Raw genomic sequence first — 18961 nt, forward strand, 5'->3', positions numbered from 1 at the left:
CTCGGCAATGCTGTCTTCGCCGCGCAGGCCATCCAGCACGATCCGGATTTTGTCCTCGGCCGAGAAGTGGCGCCAGGTTGCGCGCCTAATGTCCTCAAAATTAGGATCGAAGGCGTCCAGAAATCCAGGGGCTATTCACCATACCGGTCACCCGCGCACTGTGTCGGAGGTGCAGCCGACCTGCTCGACGATCCATGTCACCGCCGCCCGCTCGATAGGTAATAGCCTCGATGCTTATTGGCCATAAACGCTGCGCTGTCCCGACGCTCAGGCGAAGACTTGGTCCCCTTAGCCAGATCTCCATTCCTTGTCACAGGCAGGAGCCTCTGGAAACCCGGGATTCTTCGAGCCCATCATCGAGTCAATATGCCCGGCATTTTGCTACCGATGCGGTCCAGCGCACTTTTGAGCCACTGCCCTTCCCAAGGTTCGAACTGCCCCAATACCGTCGCCTCCGAGTCCTTGCCGATTGCAAGAAGTCGGACCATCGTCTGGCGCCCCGGTGCAGTCAGTGCAAGGTTCCCCGCCGGACCATCGGCTTGACGTTCCACAAGGCCCTTCTCAATCAGCTTTTCGACGTCCGATGGTTCGAACGACCGGTCGTAGTAGGCGCCATGCCCTTGAATCTCTTGCGCTGTCATCGGTCTGGCGCCGAGGGCCGCCAGCGCAAAATACTGGTCGAGACTGATATCTATCCGCTTCAACTCCATATGGACGTCCCTGAAAACCGCATAGTGCGCACGGGCCAGCAGGAAAGCGAACGACGAGTCGGCGAATTCTGCACCGGCCATGCCTGCGGCAAGCGCCGAGTATTTGCCGCGATGAAACAAAAGCGGTTTTCGATCGAAATGGTCGAACTCCAGCACTTCACCCACGATGATATCGTGATCGCCGCCTTCATAGCGGTATGCAGTCCGGCATTTGAAGCGCGCCGCGCAGCCATTGAGCAACGGGGTATTGCCTGGACCGCGTCCCAGCGCGAGGTCCGCGAACTTGTTTTCTCCCCGGCGAGCAAAGCGGTTCGACAAGTCCTCCTGGTCTGACGCGAGGATATGGACAGCGAAATGCTCGGCAGCAGCAAATACCGACTGACTGAGCGCGGTCTTGCTGATGCTCCACAACACCATCGGAGGGTCCAGCGACACGGAATTGAAGCTGTTTGCCGTCATCCCTACGTCCGACCCGTCTGGCGCCCTCGTGGTAACGATTGTCACCCCAGTCGCGAACGATCCCAAAGCCGCGCGAAAGTCAGCTGCATCCATGTTCGTTCCTTTCATCAAAACCTTTGGCGCCGTGAGGCCAGGAGCACTGATCAGTTGCCTCGCGCTCCCGCACTTCTCCGCCCGCCCCGTTGCGCCTCAAATTCCCTTGAATACCGGCGCGCGCCTTTCCTTGAAGGCCTGGATCGCTTCCTTGGAGTCTTCGGTCTGAAAGCATCGCATGATATTGCGCGCTTCCTGATCGAGATAGGCGTCCATGTTGAAGTCCTCAGCGGCAACGAGATTGGCCTTTATGTAGCGCAATGCGATTGGCGGACCATCGGCCAGGCGGCGTGCGAACGCCATCGTCCCGGTTTCCAGTTCGTCATCGGCAATAACCTTGCTGACAAGGCCGATCCGCAACGCCTCGTCCGCATCGATTTTGTCGGACAGCATCAATATCTCCCGCGCCTTTGTCGGTCCGACCAGTTGCTGGAGATAGTAGGCACAGCCGAGGTCGCCAGATGCGCCGATGCGGCTGAAGGCCGAGGTAAATGTGGCGGTTGGCGAAGCGAAGCGGAAATCGCACGCGACCGCCATCGACAAGCCCGCGCCGGCGGCGGGTCCACGCACCATGGCGATAGTTGGCTTGCCCATGGTGTGCAGCAACGTGGCTACCTCCCCATTGCCCTTGATGCGCAGGCTGCGCTGTTCTATCCCGCTCATGATAGGGTGGCCGGCCCATTTTGCGGAAACCTTGTCATCGGGGTCGAGCACGCCAAGCTTGCTGACATCAGCACCCGCGCAAAAGGCCTCGCCCACTCCGGTGAGCACGACCACCCGCACACCGGGATCGTTGGCTGCGTCGCGCAGTTCCCGCTGCAGCTGCACCCCCATGGGCTGGCTGAGTGCGTTGCGAACCTCAGGATTGTTCAGCTGGAGGGTCAAAATGCCTTCGTCCAGACTGGAGAGAATAGGTGACTTCATCGTGCCTGCTGACTCCGCTGCTAATTCGATTCATCCCAACCTACACCGGAGCGGAGCAACACGCACGAACGCTCAGCATAAATCAGCCGGCTGACGTCTAATTCCCCGTCGCGTTTTCGATCAAACACTAGCTAGACATCGTTGGCGATTGCGGCGATTGGAGTGAGAGGGTTTTCGGAGGCGCCGTCGGTCGCCTACTGGGAGAGGCAGAATGATGGACATCCTGGGCGTTGCACCACCGGCGTTCATGCAGGACGAGGATATCCTGCTCTTTGCCGACACCGTCGACAAATTCTACCGGAAATACGCAACCCCGGAGCATTGCGTGAAATGGCGCGAGCAGGGACAGGTCGATCGGGGACTTTGGGAGCAAGCTGCCAGGGACGGTCTGCTATGCGCGTCGATGCCGCCGGAATATGGCGGCGGCGGGGGAGATTACCGACACGAGACCATTCTGTCGACGGCCGCAATCCGCCTCGGCGCCGAAGGCTTCGCCGTGACTCTCCACAACAATATCGTGGCACCCTATATCCTTGCGTACGGGACGGAGGAGCAGAAAGCGCACTGGCTGCCGCGAATGGCGTCGGGCGAAATGATCGCCGCTATCGCCATGACCGAGCCTGGCACTGGATCGGATCTTGCGGCCGTTACGACAAGCGCGCGCCGGGAGGGCAATGACTATGTCATCAACGGCGCGAAGACATTTATCTCCAACGGCCAGCTTGCCAACTTGATCTGCGTCGTCGCCAAGACCGATCCCGCCGCCGGCGCTCGGGGCATCTCGCTCCTGATGGTGGAAACCGACCGGGCGGAGGGGTTTCGCCGGGGCCGCAATCTCGACAAGGTTGGCTGCGAAGCTCAAGACACATCGGAACTCTTCTTTGACGATGTCAGGGTTCCGACTACCAACCTGCTGGGTCTGGTGGAGGGCCAGGGTTTTCGTCAGCTCAGTGCCGAGCTGGCCAAGGAACGGCTCACGATTGCATGGCAGGCCGTTGCAGCCATGGAGCGTGCGCTCGAGGAAACCATCCCCTATGTCAAAGAGCGGCAAGTGTTCGGACAGAAACTGATCGAGTTCCAAAATACCCAGTTCAAGCTGGCGGAATGCAAAACCACTGCGGTTATCGCCAAGGTATTTTGCAATCACTGCATGGGTCTCCTGCTCGATGGTAAGCTCGATGCGGATACCGCCGCGATGGCTAAATACTGGGCCACCGAAGCGCAGGGCAAGGTGATCGACGAATGCGTTCAGCTCTTTGGCGGCTATGGTTACATGAATGAATATCCCATCGCCCGCCTCTATCGGGATGCGCGGATATCCCGAATATTTGGCGGGACAAATGAAATCATGAAAATGCTGATTGCGCGTTCGTTATAAACACGGCCGCCCATTAACGCTCAAGGCCATGATCGTCTCGCCTGAGACAATCATGGCCTAGCCACTGTGCCCGTGATTTCAGTAGAAGGTCCGCCCATCCGCGGCCATGGTGCGCAGCATCTGGCCCGGACGGAAGCGTTCGCCGTGACGATCAGCGAGAGCATCGCATTCTTTCACGAACTTTGCGACGCCGACCTGCTCGATCAGGGAGATCGGACCCCCGGTCCACCTTGGGAAACCAAAGCCGAGGACCGCACCGACGTCCGCTTCGCGCGGATCGGAGATGACGCCCTCCTCCATGCACCTGGCAGCTTCCAACGTCATCCGGTACAGGATGCGTTTCTTAAGCTCAGTCTTCACGTCATCGCTGAACGCGTCAGTCATGACAGGTTCCGCCAGTTCGGACAGGCCCGACCAGAGCGTCTTGACCTTCCCGTCATCCGAGTAGTCATAGAAACCCTTGCCATTGCGCCGTCCGTGTCGGCCGTGCTTCGCGACAAGAAAGTCGAGAACCGTGTCGGACGCGGTTTCCTGGTACGCATCGCCGAGGTCGCGTTTGGTCTGGGCTGCCACATGATAGGACAGTTCCAACCCGATCGCGTCCGGCAGGGAAAGCGGTCCGACTGGCATGCCAGTCATCAACCCGATATTCTCGATGATCGTTGGCGCGATGCCTTCGATGAGCATCTCACACGGTTCGTCGAGGTAGCGGGTGATCGTGCGAGATGTGTAAAACCCTCGCGAATCCTTAACGGAAATCGGAGTCTTGCGAATGGCCGCGATGTAATCATAGGCCGCTGCGAGCGCGGCATCCGACGTTCGCTCGCCCCTGATAATTTCGACGAGGTCCATGCGCTCGACCGGGGAGAAGAAGTGAAGGCCGATGAAGTTCTCGGGACGGACCGATGCTGTCGCCAGTCCCGTGATAGGAAGCGTCGAGGTGTTCGTCGCCATGATGGCATCTTCGCCGAGCTGGGCTTCGGCCAGCCGGGTGACATCCGCTTTCACGTCGCGATCCTCAAACACCGCCTCGATCACGATATCGGACCCTTGGACATCGGCGTAGTCGGTGGTCGGTAGAATGCGTGCGAGTATGACGTCGGCTTTTTCCTGGGTCATGCGGCCGCGCGACACCTGCTTGCCGAGATACTTGGCGGTGTAGGCCTTGCCGCGATCCGCTGCTTCCGGCGTCCTGTCTATCAGAACGGTTTCGATGCCCATCTTCGCCTGCACGCAGGCAATTCCGGCGCCCATGAGCCCCGCGCCCAGCACTGCTGCCTTTTTGAAAGTCCGGACTGGATGGCCTGCGGGACGATTAACACCGCTCTTGATCTCGCGCGGGGAAAGAAACAGCGTGCGGATCATCGCGAGGGCCTGAGGTGTACGGACGGTCTTGATGAACTCGTGCATTTCGATCCGCAGGCCGGCATCGATGGGCACCTGAATGCCCTCATAAAGTGCCGCGAGAATATGACGCTGCGCGGGGTAATTGTCGTAGAACTTCACGCGCGACAAGGCCGTGTGCATTGCAATTGCTTCGCTATTGGCCTGCACGTACGGGCCACCACCCGGAACCTGAAACTTGGGCTTGTCCCATGGCTGCACCGCCTCGGGGGAAGACAGAACCCACGCGCGCGCCCGATCGACCGTCTGGCCGGTTGGAACGATCTCATTGATCAGACCGATCGCCAACGCTTCCGCTGCGGTCTTCGTTGCTCCGTCGAGCAGGATGGGCAGGGATTCGCGTATCCCCACAAGGCGCGGCAGACGCTGGGTTCCACCCCCGCCCGGTAGCAAGCCTAGGCCCCCTTCCGGCAAGCCCAGGACAACGTGCTCGTTATCGGCCGCCACCCTGTAGTGGCAAGCCATGGCCAGTTCTGCGCCGCCGCCCAGGGTCGTGCCCTCGATCGCACACGCCACCGGCTTTCCGGAAGTCTCAAGCCCACGGAAGAGCGTTAAATCCTTCGTCATGCGCTCGATGTCATGGGCCAGCGTTTCAGCCTCCTTGCCTGGCTCACCAGGGCCGGCGAAGCTTTCTATGTCGCCCAGATCCCCGCCTGCGCAGAACGAACCGGCCTTTGCCGAAGCAATGACCACGCCTTTGATTGCATCATCCGACCGGATTCGCTCAACAATGGAAGTAAATTCGGAAATCACCTCGGCATTCAAGGTGTTGACCTTCCTTCCAGCCATATCGAAAGTGACAAGAGCGACGCCCTCACCATCTACCTCAACGCGCCAATTGTTCATCTTATCTGCCCTATTTTCGGAGATGTGATAGTCAAACGCGCTGAACAAGCGCCGCTGTGCCCATGCCGGCGCCGACGCACAGCGCCACGACGCCAAATTCCTTTCCGGTCCGCTCAAGCTCGTCGAGCACCGTACCCACGAGCATGGCCCCGGTAGCTCCAAGGGGGTGGCCCATTGCGATGGCACCGCCGTTCACGTTCATCTTCTCGTGCGGAATATTGAGCGCCGACATCATGCGCAGCACAACCGCAGCGAACGCCTCGTTCAGTTCAAAAATGTCGATGTCCGAGGGAGCGAGGCGCTGGGCACGCAGCAGCTTTTCAACGACCGCGGCCGGCCCGGACAGCATGAGTGCCGGCTCCGACCCGATTGATGCGGCACCCCTGAGAATGCCTCTGGGCTTCAATCCCGCACGCTCGCCCGCTTCTGCGCTCCCGATCAGCACAGCGGCAGCACCATCGACGATCCCGGCCGAATTGCCCGGATGATGGATGTGGCTGATCCTGTCGATTTGCGGATAACGCTGGCGAGCCACGCCATCGAAGAGCATTTCACCTATCTGCGCAAAGGAAGGCTTGAGTTTCGCCAGCGTCTCGACGGTGGTATCGCCACGTACGTGCTCGTCATGATCGAGCGCGATCATCCCGACGTCATCCTTCACCGGCACGATCGAGCGCGCGAAACGACCATCCTTCCACGCATTGGCCGCGCGACGCTGGCTTTCAGCTGCATAGGAGTCCACGTCCTCACGGGACCGGCCATCCAAGGTCGCAAGCAAATCAGCGGCTACGCCCTGAGGCAGGGTATAATTGTCGAACATCGACGTCGGATCGGTGGCGATCGCGCCACCTTCAATTCCCATCGGAACGCGGCTCATGGATGCCACACCGCCGCCGATGGCCAATTCGGCTTCCCCGGACACAACCTTTGCTGCAGCGATACTGCACGCCTCCAGCCCCGAGCCGCAGAAGCGATTCACCTGAACGCCTGCGACCCCGGAATCGTATCCCGCGCGCAGGACGGCAGTCCGAGTGATAACACCGCCCTGCTCCCCGACGGCGTCCACACAGCCGAAAACCACATCGTCCACCAGCGCAGTATCCAAGTCGTTCCGGTCTCGCACAGCTTCCAGCATCTGCGCGGCCAGCGACACAGATGTGACGGAGTGAAGGCCTCCGTCTGGCTTTCCTCGGCCGCGCGGACTGCGCACCGCATCGTAAACAAAGGCCTTTCGCGTCATCAAAGGAATCTCCCAAAGTTTTTTTACCTAGCATTTGATCGATTGTTATTGCAACCGCCAACGAAGTGATTTTGCCGTTCGCGTGTCCATGCCCGCTCTATGGCTCAGACGGTGGCGCGAGGCGGTCGCACGACGGGAGAATTCCAGCGAACGTGGCTCGGACGGGCGCCGTTGCCCTGATCCTGGACAACGGGAACGGTTGGGGCAGGTGATCGTCGTCCATTCGGTGCGCGAGGTGAGCAATCTTGCCTGTCGCGACGAGCTCGAGAGCCACCTCGCTGGCGATCCTCTGGTGCAAGACCAGGCGCTGCTGCGGCTGCACTATGTGCCGACAGTCACTCGTGACAGCTTCCGCACTCAGGGTCGAATCTCCACGCTGATCGAGGATGGCCAATTGTTCGAGACCGTCAACGGTCTAAGGCGCCTCTATCCCGCTACCCTTGTGCTTGACCCAGCGGCTGTCATCATCCTGCTCGCTGGCCGAGGTAATGATGGTGGCGTCGACCAGCGTCCCAGTCTTGATCGTGACCGCCTTCGCCTTGAGTTGGGCCGTCACAGCCTCGAAGAGGCTGCTGTCGAGTCCGTCGGCGACCAACACCTTGCGGAAGCGCACGAAGGCTGTGCGCTCCGGCGTCGCTCGGTGCTGGAGAAGCCGCAGAAACGGCGAAACGACGTGCGATCATCAAGCGCGTCGGCCAACTTCATGTCCGACAGATCGTACCAGATCGACAGCAACAGCGCCTTGAATATCGCCAACGGCGGCCAGGCGGGCTCCCCCTTTGCGGCCGAATACATCAGATCGAGGAGAGCCGCGACCGGCTGCCAATCAATCAGCGTTGCCAACTCGTCGAGCGAAGAACCAGACCGCGTGCGACCTGCGAAACCGAACCGCTCCTGACCTATCGAACGATACGCCACGTCTCGCTCTCCTCTTCGGAAAGCCCATAGAATCAGCAACCAACGCCCGTGTCTACACCCACCCGCGCACAGGTCTCTTGAGGACGGCTCCAATTCCAAGCCGGGCCATTTCGTGATTGAGCGCGCCTTCGTTGATTGATCGGGCAAAGCACCCAGCCCCAGCCCGCTAGTCGAGATCCTCATAGCAGTGTTCACGGTCGCTCGGAGGGTGCGCATGACGCTCCCGGCCGTCGTCTGCCCGTGCTTCCGCTTCAGCGTGTCGTAGAGCTCTCGGACTTCCTGCCGGGTGATGTCGATCACCGCGTGCTTCCGAAACTTCGCAAGGTAGCGGTCGAGGTGGTACTTATAGCCGTCGCTCGTGCGCGGACTGTAGGTTCGCTCTGACAGGTGGGCGTCCAGCGCCTGCTCCGGGTGATGCCACTCTCGTCCGGTCCTGCGGTCGGATCGACACCCGACTGAATTTGGCTCATCAGCGCCTTAGCCCGATTGCGGGCCTCGCGGAGACCGATCCGGTCGCAACGGTCTATCTTCATCCGTACGGTGCGGATGTGGCGTCCGTTCCGCCTAACGTCTCCTTGGACGGCGTAGGTGCGAGATGCTTGGTGGCAGATCACCATCAGCCCTTTCACCTGCTCGTCGCGGTGGATACCAGAACCAAGGGGGAGCTCGCGGATGCGAGCCTCGGTGAGGTTGATGACGGCCATCTAGGTCTCCGAAAAGCACCGGCCTGAGCACCGGAAACGCGCCCTCTCTGAGCGGCTCAGGTTGACTTAGATGTCGCGAAAACCTAGCCCCGCGAACCAATATTGACCCTGATTTCCTAAGGTCTTCCGCCGATTCCGGATCTCTTAATCAGCGGGTCCTAGGTTCGAGCCCTAGTGCGTCCACCAATCTTTTCAGTCACTTACTTGACCACACGCAGGTGCCCATAGGGGCCACTGGGGGTGGTTTTGTGCCGTTCCGTTTCCCGGATTACCGTGCTTTCCAGTTGGGGCACGTTAATCAGCAGGTCGGAATAGGGCTGCAAGTGCTTCACCGACATGTGGGCATAGCGCCGCACCATCGATTCCGACTTCCAGCCCCCCAGCTCCTGAAGCACCCAGGTGGGCACGTCATTCTGCCGCAGCCAGCTCGCCCATGTGTGCCGCAGATCGTGCCAGCGGAAATCCTCGATCCCGCAAGCCTTCAACGCCGCACGCCATTTGCGCGTGTTCGCCGAACGGAGCGGATTGCCCCGATAGGTGAACACATGGGTCGGATGCTTGCCCCATTGGCGTTGCAGCACGGCCAGCGCGATCTCGTTGAGCGGAACGCCGAGCGCGCTGCCGTTCTTCGTATCGCCATGCCCGATCGTGGCCATGCGGCGGGCCATATCGACCCTGTCCCATGTCAGACCGAGAATGTTGCCCTGCCGCAGCCCCGTCGTCAGGGCGAAAAGCACCACTTCACGCTGGTGATCGGGCAAGGCTTCCAGCAGGGCTTCGGCCTGTTCGTGCGTTAGATGCCGCACCCGAATCTTGCTGCCCTCGCCATAGGCCTTGAACGCCGGTATCTGGTCGATCCACTCCCATTCGCGCTGGGCCTTGCGGAAGATGGCGCGAATGAGCGCCATATATCGGTTCCGCGTGGCGTCCGTCGCCTTGGGCAAGCGGGTCGTCAGCAACCGGTCGATCATGTCCCGGCTCACCTCGTCGAGCCGCTTGCCGCGAAGATGGGTGGTGAACCAGCGGATACGTTGCACATCGTCCCTGCGGGACTTCTTGTGCGCCTTCTCCTTCAGCCACCGCAAAGCCGCTTCGTCCCAGGTCCGCTTCGGCTTCTTCTTCAGTCGGCTCGCTTCCCACAGCTCGGCTTTCAACCGGTCGTGATATTCCTCGGCCTTCCGCCTGTCGGACGTTCCAGTAGAGCGTCTAACTCTCGTTCCGTCCGGTGCTGTGAACTCGACATAGTATTTCGATGCACGTTTCCAGAGTGCCATATTGCCTCCTTTCGTGAGGCACCCGGCTGCGTCCGTGCGGCATCAGGATAGCCGGAGCGAATCCAGGCGACAAGCTCGGCCTCCACGAAGCGCCATTGGCGCCCGACACGCGCGGCCGGGATGGTGCCCGCCTTGATGAGATTGCGCACCGTGTTGGGATGAACCTTGAGCAGCCGGGCGGCTTCGACAACGGTCAGGATATGCTCGCTCGCCTGGCTCATAGCTCGGCCCCGTCAGCGGCGCCACATCAGCCGTGCCGATGCGCCGTCATCGTCGGGAAACAGTGCAGCGGTCAGCGGGCGCGCAAAGCTCGGATCGTCGAGACGCAGCCGCAGATAGTCGCGCTCCTTCTCGTCCTGCGTGCAGGCCTCCCAGGCATCGCCGATCCGCTGGCGACCGAGCATGACGCGAAAGGCCGGCGCGTTGTCGGAGGAACGGTCGTCATTGGGCACGAGCCGCAGCCGCTCGTTGATGCCAAGCGTGCGAAGATTGCCTTCCCAGCCTCCTTCCTTCGAGGGCTTGAAGATACCGATGACGGACATGGCCTAGCCCTCCCCCGCCTGTTCCTTGCGCGCCTTCGCAAAGGCACGATCGCTGGCGAGGAAACTTTCGAGCATGGCGGGTATGAGATCAGCGACTTCCGCCTTCTCGCCATAGGTTCGGGCGTAGATCGCGGCGTAGTCGGCGAGCGTGTGAGCGAGATCGGGCATCACCGTGATGGAAATCTTGACCGGCGTGCGGTCGGGCAGCTTGTCGAGCTTGAGCAAGGCACGTCTCCTTTCTTAGCGCCCGCCCCAGGGCCGGAGCGTCAGATCCTTGTGAACGAGGACGCGCAGCGGCCATCCGGGACGGACGGTAATGGTGGGCTGGATGTTGAGGTTCTTGGACACGATCGGTTGGCCGGCCTGGGCGGCGGACTGCTGGGACGATTGGCGAATGGCGCGCACGAGATCGCTTGCGTCGTCGCCGATCGACAATTCGGTGCCGACGCCAAGCAGGGTCGAAAGGCCGACGCCCTTGAGCAATTGCCAGCTATGGAAGTCGACCTCGTCCTCGAGGCCGGCATAACCGGCGGCATCGGTGGCGGGCAGATTGTCGATCCGGATCGAAGAGCCATCGGGCAGGATGATACGCTGCCAGACAAGCAGCGCGCGACGCTGGCCGAAAGCGACTACGCTGTCGTAACTGCCGATCAGGCGCGCGCCTTGCGGGATCAGCAAGGTCCGGCCGGTCACGGTATCGAACACATTCTCGGTCACTTGCGCCACGACCATACCGGGCAGATCGGAATTGAGGCCTGTGAGCAGGCTGGCGGCGATGACGCTGCCAGCCATCACCTCATAGGGCGAAGTCGGGGTCTGGAGCGGATGGGCGTTCGTCACGCCGCCAGCAATCTGCTGGCCGAGAAAATCGAGTTTGCGCTGCTGGTTGTTCTGATCGCGGCCCGGATCGAGGGCCAAGCGGTCGCCGTCCGATCGTTCGGTTTCGTCCGCGCCCGGCACTGACGGTATGGGCGCACTCCCCAATGCCGACGCAATCGAGGCCGCCGGCGAGCCGCCCGCGGACCGGATCATCACGCCTGCTTCGCGCGCCTGCCTCGCCTGTGCGGCGATGCGCTGGCGCTCGGCTTCGGCCGCCTGCTCTGCTGGCGTCATGCCTGAAGTACTTCCCGGTTCGAGGCCAAGCTCGCGCTGGCGTTCGAGGATCGGTCCGCCCAGATCGCCCGGCAAGGGCGCGCCCAGGATCGGCGTATCGGGCGTCACCTTGCTGTAGTCGCCAGGAAGATTCATCACCTCATCGGCGGGCGTATGGCGTTCGGTGATCGCCTTGCCGTCATCGCCGCTGACGATTCCGACCGTCTTCGGCCCGAGCGCCATCCAGGCCACGCCGGCAATGGCGAGCGCACTCGCCGCCGCGCCGCCGATAATGACGCCGCGACGAAAGCGCACGACGCGGCGCGGTGCAGCTCGAAGCTTCAGCGTATCGGGGGCAGCCTTGCGCGGCGTTTCCGGTGTTTGCGGATCGGGAGCATAGGGTTCGACGGGATCGATCATTACTGCCTCCCGTCCGTCCGGCTGATACGCACGACCTGCTGTGGGTCTTCGCCAAGCCGCAATTCGGCCGCCGCGAAGAGGCGATCGACGATATAGTGATTGCCGCTAACCCGGTAATTGACGAGCTGGTTGTCGCCCAATGGCCCGACGACGAAGAGCGGCGGCGCCTCGCCCTGATCGAGCCGCGCGGGAAACTCGATATAGACCTTCTTGCCGTCATCCCATGCGCGCAGCGGGCGCCAAGGTGGATCGTCGCCCGATATCGCGTAGCGGAAGTGCAGATCGCTCAGCGCGATATTCTCGGCGACTGGCCTTGCCTGTTCGGTGCGGGCATTCTGACGGCGTAGCGCCACAAGCCGGTCCTGCGGATAGGTCCAGCTGATCGCCGCCATCCACGTGGCATCGGTGCTCTCGAGCGCGAGATGATAGGCGCGCCGGTCGGTCGTGATGACCATGTTCGTCGCAAGGCCGGGTGCGAAGGGTTTGACCAGCACATGCACACGGGCACCCTCGCCCGCGCCGCTGGTCGTATCACCGATAATCCAGCGCACTGTGTCGCCCGCCGAAACCGCCACCAGCTGCTCGCCGGGCTGAAGCGCGATATCGCTGAGGCGTTCGGGCGCGGCATAAAGGCGATAGAGCGCGCCTTCGGTCCAGGGATAGACCTGCACCGCATTGATATAGCCCGAACTGCTCGGTTCTTTCGTCGCCGCCCGGTTCGCGGCATCGACGCGTGCGGTCGGCGGACCGGCCTCCGGCTTCACCGATGGCGGCGGCTGAAGCTGTCCGGGAAGCGGAAGCGGCACGGGCGTCTCGACGATCTCCACCGGCTTCGCCGGTTCGGCCTCCTCAATTGCCGCACGAAAATCGGCGGCGTCATAGTGGATCGCGGGCGGCGGGGTCTTGCCCGCGCAGGCAGCAAGCGCCAGCGCGGAGGCTGATACGAACAGCAGACGCGTCATGGGTTGGTTCCTTTCTGATCGGAAGTCTCGGCATCGGGCGCGGCGGGGTTCGCACGCGCAGACAGAGCCGGCAGTGGTTCGATGCTCCCCGGAGCGATCATGGGCTGCGGAAGGCTTGTCGGCGCCGGAGGCTGCGTTTCATCTGCGGGCTTTGTGGGCGGCGCGCCTTCGAGTTCGCGCGCCCAGTCGACCGCGTTGACGAACAGACCGAGCGGATTCTTGCGCAAGGAATCGGCCGTTTTCGGCGGCCGCATCACCACGGTCAGCATGGCGGTCCAGCGTTCGGTTCGCGCCAGACTGCCGCGCTCGAAAATGCTCTCGGTCCATTTGACCTGAAAGCTGTTGTCCGAAGCGCGCACGACGCTCGTCACCTGCACCGACACGCTGCGCTGGCCGATCCCGGCAAAGGGATCGTTGGAACGCGCATATTCATTGAGGAACGTCGCCGCGCGGTCGGTCGCGAAATCATAGGCGGTGAGCCAGTTGGTCTTCACCAGCACCGGATCGGTCGAGACCGAACGCACATTGGAGATGAACCGGGCCAGATGCCATGCCACCTGCCCGTCGGTCGGTTTGTAGTTCTGGATCACCGGTGCGACGCTGCGCGCTTCACCCAGGCGATCAACCTCGACCACATAAGGCGCGACGCGCGACTGCATCGACTGCCAGACATTCGATGCGATCAGCACGCCCGTCAGCCCAAGACAGGCGAATGCGACGAGCCGCCAGTTCCTCGCCTGTACACGCGCCGAGCCGATACGCTCATCCCAGAGCTGGCCGGCGCGCTGATAGGGCGTCTCGGGTTCGGGCGTCTGCCCATATCGCTGGATGGATCTTTTGAAGAACATGGGAATCAGTCCTTTTCGCTGAGGTCGGGATTGGCGCCGCTGCCGGGCCGGTCGCCTTCGCGCACGGTCTGCATCGCCATGTGGCGGCGGTGTCGGGTATTCTGTTCGTTGCGCAGGCGCTGCGCCCAGGCCGGCGTACCTGCGCTTTCGGTCGCAGTTGAGGATGCGGCGCTCGCACCGCCCGATCCGCGCATGGCAAAATCGCGGCCTCTTGCGGCGCTGTCGCGGAATGGCGCTGCGACGCGCGAGGCCATCGCGCGGGCACCCTGTGCCGCCGCACCACCAGCAGTGCTGGCGATGCCGCCAAGGCCTGCTGCAACCGTCGAATTGCCAGACGTCGCCTGCCCGAGCCGGTAGGAGGTGGATGCGGCCGATCCCATCGCCGTGCCGGCGCGGATCGCCTTCATGCCGCCCGATCCGGCAGCCATCGCGGCGCGCGCACCGATCAGCCCGGCCCCGCCCGCCATAATCGCCGCCCCTGCCGCCGTACCGACGGCGGCGCCCGCGCCAAGCTGCGGTGCGCCCGAAACAAGCCCCGATGCGATACCGGGACCGAAGATGCCAAGCCCCATCAGCGACAAGGCGCCGAGCAGTAGCGTCATCGCATCCGAAGTATCGGGATCGGGACCGATCAGCGCGGCCAGCTCGGCGAAGAAATTGCTGCCGATGCCGATGATGACCGCCAACACCATGACCTTGATGCCCGAGGACACGACATTGCCCAGCACCCGTTCGGCGAGGAAGCTGGTCTTGTTCCACAGCGCGAAGGGCACGAGGATGAAACCGGCGAGCGTCGTCAGCTTGAACTCAAGCACGGTGATGAAGAGCTGGATCGCGAGGATGAAGAAGGCCAGGACGACCAGGAACCAGGCGACCAGCAACACGACGACGATCAGGAAATTGCCGAAGATCTCGGGAAAACCGAGCAGGTCGCTCACCTTGTCGATCATTGGATGCGCGGCTTCGAAGCCGGTCCCGGCGATGGCGCCGGGATGCAGGAGGTCATCGGCCGACAGGCCGCCTCCGCCGGCAGTGATGCCGAGCCCGGCGAAGCTGCGATAGATGATGTCGGCGAGCCGCTGAAAATTGCCGATGATGAAGGCGAAGGCGCCGACATAGAGCACCTTCTTGATCAGCTTGCCGAGCACATCCTGGTCGTTGTCCATGGCCCACCACAGCGCGGCCAGGGTCACGTCAATGCCGATCAGGACCGTGGTGAGGAACGCGACATCGCCCGACAGCAGCCCGAAACCGCTGTCGATGTAATTGCCGAACGCCTCCATGAAGCGGTCGATGATGTTGAGATCAGGGTTCATCCAGGCTCGCCTTCTCGAATATGTCCGACGCGCGGTCGGTTACGGCTGCGTGTAGGCGGTGGCCGTCCCGACGAAGCGTTTGGTCTGTTCGCGGGCCGCGTCCATTGCCTGCTGCTGGCGGGCGCGTTCGATCGCATCGGCGCGGTATTGCGCCGCCATCATCTGCTGGATCTGAAGCTGCTGCTTGGTCGAAAGCGCGATAAGCTGGTTGGTCGCTTGCTGCGCCTGCAGGCTACCGTTCGCGGACTGGCTTTGCGAGACCAGTTCGGTCAGCAGACCAGAATCGGCCTGGACATTCTCGACCACCTGCGCCTGAACGCGCATCGTCTGGCGATAGCCTTGCTTCGCCGCCTGCCACTGCGCCTGCGCCGCCGCCAGCATCTGGTCGGTGGTCATCGCAGTGTCGAACACGTCCGGGAATTGTTCGCGCAATGCCGCTTCGGTCGAAGTGAGATCGAAGGCAATGCCCTCCGCCTGGTTCATCAGCGTATCGATGCGCTGCATCGAACGGGTGAGCTGGGTCAGCGAGGAGAAGTCGAGGCGCTGGAGGTGCTTGGCCATATTGGTCAGCATTGACGCTTCGTTCTGCAGCGACTGGATCTGGTTGCTGATCTGCTGCAGCGTTCGCGCCGCGGTCAGGACATTCTGCGCGTAGTTCGACGGATCGAACACGACACCGCCAAACTGCGCATGAGCTGGTGTAACCGGCATGATGACCGCGCCAGTGAGTGCGGTGGCCGTTAGGGCGGCCGCGAAAATGGGGGATTTCATAGGTCTAACTCCTTCTGTTCGGGGGTGGAAAGGTCAGGCTCGGCCCTTGGCGTGCTGGGGAATTCCGCCATCACGTCGGCCGCCCAGGGCAGGCCGCGCGCGGCGAGGAAAGCGGCGGCGAAATCATGTCCGCCATGCTCGGCAAGCGTTTCGTCGATCAGCTTCTGCGTGTCGGGATCGGACGCGCCGCACAGCGCGAGCGCGACCGGGCCGAGCGCCAGCTCGAACAGCCGGTTGCCGCGCCGCGATTGCAGGTAATAATGCCGTTTGGGCGTCGCTCGCGCGACAAGCTCGATCTGGCGTTCGTTGAGCCCGAAGCGTTCATAGGCTGCGCGCGCCTGCGGTTCGATCGCCCGGTCATTGGCGAGCAGGATTCGCTGCGGACAGCTTTCGATGATGGCGGGCGCAATCGCACTGTCGGCGATATCGGCGAGCGATTGCGTCGCGAATACGACCGACACGTTCTTCTTGCGCAGCACCTTCAACCATTCCCTGATGCGGGCGGCGAACAGCGGATTGTCGAGGAAGACCCAGGCTTCATCGAGTACGAGCAGCGTCGGGCGTCCGTCAAACCGCTCTTCGAGCCGGTGGAACAGGTAGGTCAGCACCGGCAGAACGACGCCGGCGGTGTTCATCAGCGCTTCGGTCTCGAAACACTGCACGTCGCAAAGCGTGAGGCTGTTTTCGGCGGCGTCGAGCAACCGGCCGAACGGTCCTTCCAGCGTGTAGGGCAGCAAGGCCGCCTTGAGCGCGTTCGATTGCAGCAATACCGATAGTCCGGTCAGCGTGCGTTCCTCGGGCGGTGCGCTGGCAAGGCTGGTCAGCGCCGACCACAGCGCCTCCTTGACCTCCGGAATGACATCGACCTTTTCATGCGCCAGCAGCGAGGCAACCCATTCGGCGGTCCATGTGCGCTCGCCGTCATCATGGATGTTGCGCAGGGGCTGGAACGCCAGCGCGTCACTCTCGCCCAGCGCATGATGCTCACCGCCCATCGCCAGCACGGCAGCGCGCGCGGAGAACCCTTTGTCGAAGATATAGACTTGGGCACCGGGGTAGCGCCGGAACTGCAAGGCGAGCATCGCCAGCAGCACCGATTTGCCTGCGCCGGTCGGACCGACAATAAGCTGATGGCCGACATCGCCGACATGGGTAGAAAGGCGGAACGGGGTGGAGCCCGACGTTTCCGCATAGAGCAAGGGAGGCCCGGCCAGATGATCATTGCGCGCCGGTCCTGCCCAGACCGAGGATAGCGGCATCAGATGCGCAAGGTTCAGCGTATGGATCAGCGGCTGCCGGACATTGGCGTAGACATGGCCGGGCAGGCTCGACAGCCAGGCTTCGACCGCGTTGACGCTTTCGCGGATGCAGGTGAACCCCAATCCGTTCACGATCCGCTCGACGATGCGGACCTTTTCGTCAGCCCTTGCGCGATCCTCGTCGCTGACCGTGATCGTGGCGGTGTAGTAGCCGAACGAAACATGGTCGCCGCCAAGGGCCTGCAAAGCGAGATCGCTATCGGCAACCTTGTTGTCGGCATCGCTGTCGGTCAGCGGCACCGGCTCGTTCATCATCACCTCGCGCATGAGCTGCGCGATCGACTTGCGCTTGTTGAACCATTGCCGGCGGATGCGGGCCAGGGCCTTGTTGGCGGCGGTCTTGTCGAGCGCGATGAAGCGCGTCGCCCAGCGATAGGCGAAGTTCTGATGGTTGAGCGCATCGAGAATGCCGGGCCGCGTGGCGCCCGGAAATCCCATCACCGTGACGGTGCGCAGATGCTGATCGCCCAGCATCGGCTCGATCCCGCCACTGAGCGGCGTATCGACCAGCAACCCGTCCAGATAGATCGGCGTGTCCAGAACGGCGACCGGATGGCGCTTTGCGGATATGCATCCATGCAGGAATGTCAGCGTTTCGGCGTCGTCCAGCGCGCGGATTTCCGGCACGAAGCCCGAAAGCAGGTCGAGCACGCGATCGGTCTCGGCGATGAAGGCGCGCAGTTCCTGCCGCCAGTCGCGGCCTTGGCTAGCGTGCTCCCGTTCTAGCAGCGCTCGCTCCGCCCGGCTCACCTGATCGGCGGGCGGCAGGTAGCACAGCGTCAGATGATAGCGGCTCTCGAAATGCTGCCCCTTGCGCCCATCGAAATGCGCGCGCCGTTCCTCGTCCACCAGCCAGGAAGCGGGATCGGGAAAGACGCTGTCGGGATAGCCCAGAGCCTCGATCCGCTCGGCATCGAAGAAGAGCGCCCAGCCCGAACCCAGACGCCGCAGCGCATTGTTCGCCCGCGCACAGACCGAGATCAGTTCGGCTTCGGTCGCGGATTCAAGATCGGGACCGCGAAACCGCAATATACGCTGGAAGCTTCCATCCTTGTTCAGCACCACGCCGGGCGCAACCATCGCGGTCCATGGCAGATGATCGGCAAGCCGGTCGGCCGTGCCGCGATATTCCTTGAGGTTCAGCATGCGAAATAGACTTTCTGCCGGAGGTGCCGCGCCAGGACGGATGCGAAGTCCGGGTCGCGTTTGGCCGCGAACACCGCGAGGCTGTGTCCGGCGAGCCAGAGCAACAGACCTGCGATCCATTGCTGAAGCCCCAGCCCCATCGCGGCGGCGAGCGTGCCGTTCAAAATTGCGATGCCGCGTGGCGCGCCGCCGAGCAGGATCGGCTCGGTGAGCGCGCGGTGCAGCGGCACCTCGAACCCATCGATGGAACCGGCGCTCATCAGACCAATGCTCCGCCGCCGAACGAGAAAAAGGACAGGAAGAAACTCGAAGCCGCGAATGCGATCGACAGGCCGAAGACGATCTGGATCAGCTTGCGGAAGCCGCCGCTCGTTTCGCCGAACGCCAGTGCCAGCCCGGTGATGATGATAATGATGACCGCGACGATCTTGGCGACCGGCCCCTGCACCGATTCCAGAATCTGCTGGAGTGGTTCTTCCCAGGGCATGCCCGAGCCGGCAGCGAAGGCCGCGACCGGCAGCATGAATGTAGCCGCTGCTGCAAGAACGAGCCGTTGCGGCAGGCGCGCAAGCGTAGTCGGATTGATGGTGTGCAT

The 18961-nt window shown here is 62.4% G+C and carries 20 protein-coding genes and 1 pseudogene; 2 read left to right on the forward strand and 19 right to left on the reverse strand.

Going from position 1 to position 18961, the window contains the following annotated elements:
- Positions 1–222: hypothetical protein (locus tag J3E64_RS06200; protein WP_253341035.1), on the forward strand; the 222-nt coding region annotated here is incomplete at its 5' end.
- Between the two features lie 131 nt (positions 223–353).
- Here the strand turns inward: J3E64_RS06200 and J3E64_RS06205 are convergent.
- A complete protein-coding gene (locus J3E64_RS06205) occupies positions 354–1277 on the reverse strand; it encodes a flavin reductase (protein ID WP_367398605.1) in 924 nt (307 codons plus the stop codon).
- Between the two features lie 81 nt (positions 1278–1358).
- On the reverse strand, positions 1359–2186 hold the full coding sequence (locus tag J3E64_RS06210; RefSeq protein ID WP_253341039.1) for an enoyl-CoA hydratase: 828 nt from the start codon (positions 2184–2186) through the stop codon (positions 1359–1361).
- Between the two features lie 211 nt (positions 2187–2397).
- On the opposite strand from J3E64_RS06210, the gene J3E64_RS06215 reads away from it, so the two are divergent.
- The gene (locus J3E64_RS06215; protein WP_367398606.1) at positions 2398–3564 is read left to right on the forward strand and encodes an acyl-CoA dehydrogenase family protein; all 1167 of its coding nucleotides are present in this window, start codon (positions 2398–2400) and stop codon (positions 3562–3564) included.
- 78 nt (positions 3565–3642) lie between these two features.
- On the opposite strand, the gene J3E64_RS06220 is transcribed toward J3E64_RS06215, so the two are convergent.
- The 17 genes and pseudogenes from J3E64_RS06220 to J3E64_RS06285 all read right to left on the reverse strand — a co-directional run bounded on the left by J3E64_RS06220 (position 3643) and on the right by J3E64_RS06285 (position 18961).
- Complete coding sequence (locus J3E64_RS06220) at positions 3643–5814, reverse strand: 3-hydroxyacyl-CoA dehydrogenase NAD-binding domain-containing protein (RefSeq protein ID WP_253341049.1); 2172 nt, start codon at positions 5812–5814, stop codon at positions 3643–3645.
- Positions 5815–5845: 31 nt separating this feature from the next.
- Positions 5846–7054, reverse strand: a complete 1209-nt coding sequence (locus J3E64_RS06225; protein ID WP_253341051.1) for an acetyl-CoA C-acetyltransferase — start codon at positions 7052–7054, stop codon at positions 5846–5848.
- A gap of 415 nt (positions 7055–7469) precedes the next feature.
- On the reverse strand, positions 7470–7610 hold the full coding sequence (locus J3E64_RS20800) for a hypothetical protein (RefSeq protein WP_367398607.1): 141 nt from the start codon (positions 7608–7610) through the stop codon (positions 7470–7472).
- Positions 7607–8188, reverse strand: coding sequence for a transposase (locus J3E64_RS20805; protein WP_367398612.1), 582 nt, complete (start codon positions 8186–8188; stop codon positions 7607–7609). The genes J3E64_RS20800 and J3E64_RS20805 overlap by 4 nt, the downstream gene beginning before the upstream one ends.
- A gap of 80 nt (positions 8189–8268) precedes the next feature.
- Positions 8269–8676, reverse strand: a complete 408-nt coding sequence (locus J3E64_RS20810; RefSeq protein WP_367398608.1) for an integrase arm-type DNA-binding domain-containing protein — start codon at positions 8674–8676, stop codon at positions 8269–8271.
- A gap of 200 nt (positions 8677–8876) precedes the next feature.
- Positions 8877–9950: a site-specific integrase gene (locus tag J3E64_RS06235; RefSeq protein WP_253341054.1), complete on the reverse strand. Its 1074-nt coding sequence runs from the start codon at positions 9948–9950 to the stop codon at positions 8877–8879.
- 65 nt (positions 9951–10015) lie between these two features.
- Positions 10016–10171 (reverse strand): annotated as a pseudogene (locus J3E64_RS20815) (helix-turn-helix domain-containing protein); the annotation flags it as partial.
- 12 nt (positions 10172–10183) lie between these two features.
- Positions 10184–10492, reverse strand: coding sequence for a DUF736 family protein (locus tag J3E64_RS06240; protein ID WP_253341056.1), 309 nt, complete (start codon positions 10490–10492; stop codon positions 10184–10186).
- 3 nt (positions 10493–10495) lie between these two features.
- Positions 10496–10717, reverse strand: coding sequence for a DUF2274 domain-containing protein (locus J3E64_RS06245; protein WP_253341058.1), 222 nt, complete (start codon positions 10715–10717; stop codon positions 10496–10498).
- A 15-nt stretch (positions 10718–10732) separates the two neighbouring features.
- Positions 10733–12004: a TrbI/VirB10 family protein gene (locus tag J3E64_RS06250; protein ID WP_253341060.1), complete on the reverse strand. Its 1272-nt coding sequence runs from the start codon at positions 12002–12004 to the stop codon at positions 10733–10735.
- On the reverse strand, positions 12004–12966 hold the full coding sequence (gene trbG / locus J3E64_RS06255; protein WP_253341062.1) for a P-type conjugative transfer protein TrbG: 963 nt from the start codon (positions 12964–12966) through the stop codon (positions 12004–12006). The genes J3E64_RS06250 and trbG overlap by 1 nt, the downstream gene beginning before the upstream one ends.
- The gene (trbF, locus tag J3E64_RS06260; protein ID WP_253341064.1) at positions 12963–13814 is read right to left on the reverse strand and encodes a conjugal transfer protein TrbF; all 852 of its coding nucleotides are present in this window, start codon (positions 13812–13814) and stop codon (positions 12963–12965) included. Before trbF ends, trbG begins: the two co-directional genes overlap by 4 nt.
- A gap of 5 nt (positions 13815–13819) precedes the next feature.
- Complete coding sequence (trbL, locus tag J3E64_RS06265) at positions 13820–15130, reverse strand: P-type conjugative transfer protein TrbL (protein WP_253341066.1); 1311 nt, start codon at positions 15128–15130, stop codon at positions 13820–13822.
- Positions 15131–15169: 39 nt separating this feature from the next.
- The gene (gene trbJ, locus J3E64_RS06270; protein ID WP_253341068.1) at positions 15170–15901 is read right to left on the reverse strand and encodes a P-type conjugative transfer protein TrbJ; all 732 of its coding nucleotides are present in this window, start codon (positions 15899–15901) and stop codon (positions 15170–15172) included.
- Positions 15898–18366 carry a conjugal transfer protein TrbE gene (gene trbE / locus J3E64_RS06275; protein WP_253341078.1) on the reverse strand — a complete coding sequence of 823 codons (2469 nt, stop codon included), beginning with the start codon at positions 18364–18366 and terminating at the stop codon, positions 15898–15900. Before trbE ends, trbJ begins: the two co-directional genes overlap by 4 nt.
- Positions 18360–18626, reverse strand: a complete 267-nt coding sequence (locus tag J3E64_RS06280; protein ID WP_253341080.1) for a VirB3 family type IV secretion system protein — start codon at positions 18624–18626, stop codon at positions 18360–18362. Before J3E64_RS06280 ends, trbE begins: the two co-directional genes overlap by 7 nt.
- Entirely contained in the window at positions 18626–18961 is a 336-nt protein-coding gene (locus J3E64_RS06285) for a TrbC/VirB2 family protein (RefSeq protein ID WP_301287163.1), read from the reverse strand. Before J3E64_RS06285 ends, J3E64_RS06280 begins: the two co-directional genes overlap by 1 nt.

The sequence above is a fragment of the Sphingobium sp. OAS761 genome (assembly GCF_024168485.1).
Lineage (GTDB): Bacteria > Pseudomonadota > Alphaproteobacteria > Sphingomonadales > Sphingomonadaceae > Sphingobium.